Genomic DNA, 6,159 nt, shown 5'->3' on the forward strand with positions numbered 1-6,159 from the left:
TGAAATCAAATTCGCAACAATTAAGACACATTTATATTGAACGTTCAATCAATAAAAGGTTAAATACATAAACATTACTGATGAATGGAGCCGCAACATGCCCAAACTGGGGATGCAAACCCTTCGGCGCAGACAGCTGATCGACGCTACGCTGGAAGCGATTAATGAAGTCGGGATGCACGATGCGACGATTGCGCAAATCGCCCGTCGTGCCGGTGTTTCAACCGGGATCATTAGCCATTACTTTAAGGATAAGAATGGATTGCTGGAGGCAACGATGCGCGACATCACCAGCCAGCTGCGTTATGCCGTTTTGCATCGACTCCATGCGTTACAGGGAGCACGCGCCGAGTTGCGATTGCGCGCCATCGTGGCGGGAAACTTTGACGAGACCCAGATAAGCCACGCCGCAATGAAGGCCTGGCTGGCATTCTGGGCCAGCAGCATGCACCAGCCGATGCTGTATCGCCTGCAACAGGTCGCCAGTAAACGTCTGTTGTCGAACATTGTGTACGAATTTACGCGCGAACTGCCGCGTGAACAGGCGCAGCAGGCGGGCTATGGACTTGCGGCGCTGATCGACGGGCTGTGGCTACGCGCCGCGCTAAGCGGTAAGCCGTTTAATCTCAGTCTTGCGCAAGCGCTGACCACCCATTTCATCAGGCAGCACTTACCCAAAAGCCACTGACTCACCGAGGAGAATGCATGTCCCGAATGGCAGAACAACAGCTTTACATTGATGGTGGCTATACCGCCGCCACCAGCGGTCGGACTTTCGAGACGATCAACCCTGCCAGTGGCGAGATTCTGGCCACCGTACAGGCCGCAGGCCGTGAGGATGTCGACCGCGCGGTAAAAAGCGCTCAGCGCGGACAAAAAATCTGGGCGGCGATGACCGCCATGGAACGCTCGCGCATTCTGCGCCGTGCTGTGGAGATTCTGCGCGAACGCAATGATGAACTGGCGAGACTGGAAACGCTGGATACCGGCAAACCGTTCAGCGAAACCGCCAGCGTCGATATCGTCACCGGCGCAGACGTACTGGAATACTACGCCGGGTTGATTCCCGCGCTGGAAGGGAGCCAACTCCCGCTGCGCGAGACCGCGTTCGTCTACACCCGCCGCGAGCCGCTGGGCGTTGTCGCCGGGATTGGCGCATGGAACTACCCGATTCAAATCGCGCTGTGGAAATCCGCACCGGCGCTGGCGGCGGGTAATGCGATGATCTTCAAACCCAGCGAAGTCACCCCGCTGACTGCCCTGAAGCTGGCAGAAATCTACAGCGAAGCGGGTCTGCCGGACGGCGTCTTTAATGTCCTGCCGGGCGAAGGCGCAGAAACGGGCCACTATCTGACTGACCATCCGGGCATCGCCAAAGTGTCCTTCACCGGCGGCGTCGCCAGCGGTAAAAAAGTGATGGCAAACGCGGCCGCCTCGTCGCTGAAAGCGGTGACAATGGAGCTGGGCGGCAAATCGCCGCTGATCGTTTTCGAGGATGCTAACGTTAATCTCGCCGCAGACATCGCGATGATGGCAAATTTCTATAGCTCCGGTCAGGTCTGCACCAACGGAACCCGCGTGTTCATTCCGGCGCGGATGAAAAGTGCGTTTGAGCAGACCATTTTGTCCCGCGTGGCGCGGATCCGCGCAGGCGATCTGTTTGATCCCGCTACCAATTTTGGCCCGCTGGTCAGCTTTGCGCATCGCGAAAACGTCCTGCGCTATATCGAAAGCGGTAAAAAAGAAGGTGCAACGCTGCTGTGCGGCGGAGAGGTACTGACGGGAAACGCGTTCGATGAGGGAGCCTGGGTCGCGCCAACGGTGTTTACCGACTGCCGCGACGATATGACCATCGTGCGCGAGGAAATCTTTGGACCGGTGATGTCCATTCTGACTTACGAGAGTGAAGACGAGGTTATTCGTCGCGCCAACGACACTGATTACGGTCTGGCGGCGGGTGTGGTCACTCAGGATCTCAACCGCGCCCATCGCGTCATCCACCAGCTTGAAGCAGGGATCTGCTGGATCAACACCTGGGGGGAATCCCCTGCCGAAATGCCGGTTGGCGGCTACAAACATTCCGGTATTGGCCGCGAAAATGGCCTGATGACGCTACAAAGCTACACCCAGGTGAAGTCCATCCAGCTCGAGATGGCCCCCTTCCAGTCCGTATTTTAACCAGGAGGTTTCATTGCATTTTGACTACATCATTATTGGTGCCGGCTCTGCCGGTAACGTACTGGCTACACGACTGACAGAAGACAGCAATACCACCGTTCTGCTGCTGGAAGCGGGCGGCCCGGATTACCGTGCGGATTTCCGTACCCAGATGCCGGCGGCACTCGCCTTTCCGTTACAGGGAAAACGCTACAACTGGGCCTACGAAACCGAACCCGAACCGCATATGAACTACCGCCGGATGGAATGCGGACGCGGAAAAGGGCTCGGTGGCTCCTCGCTGATTAACGGCATGTGCTACGTGCGTGGCAATGCAATGGATCTCGACAACTGGGCGCAAGCGCCCGGGCTCGAACACTGGAGTTACCTCAACTGCCTGCCCTATTACCGTAAAGCAGAAGCGCGCGATATTGGTGCCAATGACTATCACGGCGGCGACGGCCCGGTCAGCGTGACCACCTCAAAACCGGGCGTGAATCCGCTCTTTGAAGCGATGATCGAGGCGGGCGTTCAGGCAGGCTATCCGCGGACAGACGACCTGAACGGCTATCAGCAGGAAGGTTTTGGCCCAATGGATCGTACCGTCACGCCTCAGGGACGGCGCGCCAGCACCGCGCGAGGCTACCTGGATCAGGCGAGAAAACGCCCTAACCTCACCATTGTGACCCATGCGCTGACTGACCACATCGTCTTTGACGGCAAAAAAGCCGTCGGCGTGGAGTGGCTGGAAGGCGACAGCACGATCCCGACCCGCGCCAGGGCAAACAAAGAAGTGCTGCTGTGCGCAGGGGCGATTGCTTCACCGCAGATCCTGCAACGCTCCGGCGTGGGTGATGCTGCGTTGTTAAAGGCCTTTGCAATCCCACTGGTTCACCACCTGCCCGGCGTCGGGGAAAATCTGCAGGATCATCTTGAAATGTACCTGCAATATGAGTGTAAAGAGCCCGTGTCGCTTTACCCCGCTCTGCAATGGTGGAATCAGCCGAAGATTGGCGCTGAATGGCTGTTTGGCGGAACCGGTATCGGCGCGAGTAATCACTTCGAAGCGGGAGGATTCATCCGCAGCCGTGAAGCCTTTGCCTGGCCGAACATTCAGTACCATTTCCTGCCGGTGGCGATCAATTACAACGGTTCTAACGCAGTGAAAGAACATGGTTTCCAGTGCCACGTCGGGTCAATGCGCTCGCCGAGCCGCGGTCACGTCCATCTGAAATCCCGCGACCCACGCGAACATCCGGCGATTCTGTTTAACTACATGTCAACAGAACAAGACTGGCAGGAGTTCCGCGATGCGATTCGTATCACGCGGGAAATCATCAACCAGCCGGCGCTGGATAAATTCCGTGGGCGAGAGATCAGCCCCGGCATCGCGTGTCAGACTGACGAACAGCTGGACGCATTTGTGCGCGAACATGCGGAGACGGCGTTTCACCCCTGCGGCACCTGTAAAATGGGCTTTGACGAGATGGCAGTGGTCGACGGTGAAGGGAAAGTGCATGGCGTTGAGAATCTGCGCGTCGTGGATGCGTCGATCATGCCGCAAATTATCACCGGCAATCTGAATGCAACGACCATTATGATTGGCGAGAAAATTGCCGATGCCATTCGCGGACGCGCTCCGCTGGCGAAAAGTACAGCGCGTTATTACGTGGCAGGCGACGCGCCGGTACGCAAACCGGCGCGACGTTAAGCATATTACTGTCGACACTGGGCCAGCGTTTTGATCTGCTGGCCCTGCGCGTCAAAATTCTCCGCCGCTAACCAGCGCTGCAATGCGCGGTCACACTCAGGCCACTCGCCATCAATCATTGATAGCCAGTCGCTGTCCCGGTTGCGGCCTTTGCGGACAATTTTCTGGCGAAAGCGGCCTTCAAAGACAAATCCCAGGCGCTCTGCCGCCCGGCGCGACGCCAGGTTGAGAGAATCACATTTCCACTCCACCCGGCGATATCCCTGTGCGAAGGCGTAGCGCAACAGCAGCCAGACGGCTTCTGTGCCCAGTACGCTATTTTTCATCCGCGGCGACCAGGTGACATGGCCGATTTCAACGCTACCGTGCTCGCGTTCGATCGCCATAAAGCAGACTAACCCCACCGTACGTTCTGCGCGGATATCCACCACGGTGAAAGGTACCAGCGCGTCATCATTCGCTTTTCCACTGAGCCAGTGGAACGTCGCCGCAACGCTATCGGGTCGACGGCTTGCCAGCCACGTCCAGTCTCGCTCGTCGTCTGCCTGCGCATAAGCGTCGAACAAATCGGCGGCATGACGTTCAGGATCGAGCGGCTCAAGGCGACACCAGCGACCTTCCAGCACCGTCCGTTGCAGAACGGACGCGCCATGCCAGTCCGGTAGCGCATCGCCCACCGTCTGACCGTATTCATTGATTTCCGGCACCGATTACTCCTTACACAAGGATAAAATTTGGTTATAGCAGTTCCCGATGCGCCTTCAAAGCACCGGATTCAGATTTCTTCCACCACGCCGAAACCCGCGCTCACTTCTATACTCATCTGACAAATCAAAGGAGAAGCGAACACTATGCCACTACCCGATTTTCACGTCTCTGAACCGTACACCCTCGGCATTGAACTGGAAATGCAGGTGGTTAATCCGCCGGGATATGATCTGAGCCAGGACTCTTCGACGCTGATTGCCGCAGTGAAAGACCGGGTGCACGCCGGCGAAGTGAAGCACGATATCACCGAAAGCATGCTGGAGATGGCGACTGACGTTTGCCACAGTATCGATCAGGCGGCGGCACAGTTTTCCGCGATGCAACAGGTGATCCTGCAAGCGGCGGCTAACCATCACCTCGAAATTTGCGGCGGTGGTACGCATCCGTTTCAGAAATGGCAGCGCCAGGAAGTATGCGATAACGAACGCTATCAACGCACGCTGGAAAACTTTGGCTATCTCATTCAGCAGGCCACCGTATTTGGCCAGCATGTCCACGTCGGCTGCGCCAGCGGAGATGATGCGATTTACCTGCTGCACGGGCTGTCGCACTTTGTCCCGCATTTTATTGCACTCTCGGCGGCTTCACCTTATATGCAGGGTTCCGACACCCGCTTTGCCTCGTCGCGGCTGAATATCTTCTCTGGTTTTCCGGATAACGGCCCCATGCCGTGGGTCAGCAACTGGCAGGAGTTTGAAGGGTTATTCCGTCGTCTCAGCTATACAAACATGATCGACAGCATTAAAGATTTACACTGGGATATTCGCCCCAGCCCGCATTTTGGCACGGTCGAAGTGCGGGTGATGGATACGCCGCTCACCCTCAGCCATGCGATCAACATGGCCGGTTTAATTCAGGCAACCGCGCACTGGCTACTGACGGAACGACCGTTTAAACATCAGGAGCGTGACTATCTGCTGTATAAATTCAACCGTTTTCAGGCCTGTCGCTACGGGCTGGAGGGGATTCTGACCGACGTGCATACCGGCGACCATCATTCGCTTTCAGAGGACACGCTGCGCCTGCTGGAAAAAGTTGCGCCGTCCGCTGATAAAGTCGGCGCTGCAAGCGCGATTGAAGCCCTGACCCGGCAGGTTAAACAGGGTGCCAGCGAAGCACAGAAAATGCGTGAGTTTGTCAGCGATGGCGGATCGCTCATCGGGCTGGTGAAAAAACATTGTGAGATTTGGGCCGGGTAAGCGGCGCCGGTTTGCGTTAACGGTGAAGATCCCGGACAATGGCTTTTTTAACTCACGTTTAACATTGCCATGAAACACCCGCTTGAATCACTAATGACCGTCGCCGGTATTCTGCTGATGGCCTTTCTCTCCTGCCTGCTGCTTCCCGCGCCTTCGCTAGGCCTGGTGCTGGCACAAAAGCTGGTTGCGACCTTTCATCTGATGGATCTCAACCAGCTCTATACGCTGCTGTTCTGCCTGTGGTTCTTAGCGCTGGGCGCTGTTGAATATTTCGTGATTCGCTACGTGTGGCGTCGTTGGTTTTCGCTGGCTCACTAAGCCGGT

6 protein-coding genes are annotated in these 6,159 nt (G+C 56.8%); 5 read left to right on the top strand and 1 reads right to left on the bottom strand.

Features of this window, described 5'->3' with window-relative positions:
- The first annotated feature begins 97 nt into the window (after positions 1-97).
- From betI to betA, 3 genes are read left to right on the top strand one after another with little or no spacing between them, the layout of a single operon-like run.
- Positions 98-688 carry a transcriptional regulator BetI gene (betI, locus tag JTI98_RS19890; RefSeq protein ID WP_044326855.1) on the top strand — a complete coding sequence of 197 codons (591 nt, stop codon included), beginning with the start codon at positions 98-100 and terminating at the stop codon, positions 686-688.
- 17 nt (positions 689-705) lie between these two features.
- Positions 706-2,178: a betaine-aldehyde dehydrogenase gene (gene betB / locus JTI98_RS19895; RefSeq protein ID WP_043001482.1), complete on the top strand. Its 1,473-nt coding sequence runs from the start codon at positions 706-708 to the stop codon at positions 2,176-2,178.
- Between the two features lie 13 nt (positions 2,179-2,191).
- Positions 2,192-3,868 carry a choline dehydrogenase gene (gene betA / locus JTI98_RS19900; RefSeq protein ID WP_044326857.1) on the top strand — a complete coding sequence of 559 codons (1,677 nt, stop codon included), beginning with the start codon at positions 2,192-2,194 and terminating at the stop codon, positions 3,866-3,868.
- A gap of 5 nt (positions 3,869-3,873) precedes the next feature.
- Here the strand turns inward: betA and JTI98_RS19905 are convergent, their stop codons facing one another.
- On the bottom strand, positions 3,874-4,575 hold the full coding sequence (locus JTI98_RS19905) for a GNAT family N-acetyltransferase (protein WP_216081712.1): 702 nt from the start codon (positions 4,573-4,575) through the stop codon (positions 3,874-3,876).
- 144 nt (positions 4,576-4,719) lie between these two features.
- On the opposite strand from JTI98_RS19905, the gene JTI98_RS19910 reads away from it, so the two are divergent.
- Positions 4,720-5,835 (top strand): YbdK family carboxylate-amine ligase, encoded by a 1,116-nt coding sequence (locus JTI98_RS19910; RefSeq protein WP_043001485.1) that lies wholly within the window; start codon positions 4,720-4,722, stop codon positions 5,833-5,835.
- A 69-nt stretch (positions 5,836-5,904) separates the two neighbouring features.
- Entirely contained in the window at positions 5,905-6,153 is a 249-nt protein-coding gene (locus tag JTI98_RS19915) for a DUF1158 domain-containing protein (protein WP_046401481.1), read from the top strand.
- The last annotated feature ends 6 nt before the right edge of the window (positions 6,154-6,159 follow it).

It is taken from the genome of Citrobacter sp. MGH 55, from assembly GCF_016906145.1.
Classification (GTDB): Bacteria; Pseudomonadota; Gammaproteobacteria; order Enterobacterales; family Enterobacteriaceae; genus Citrobacter_A; species Citrobacter_A amalonaticus.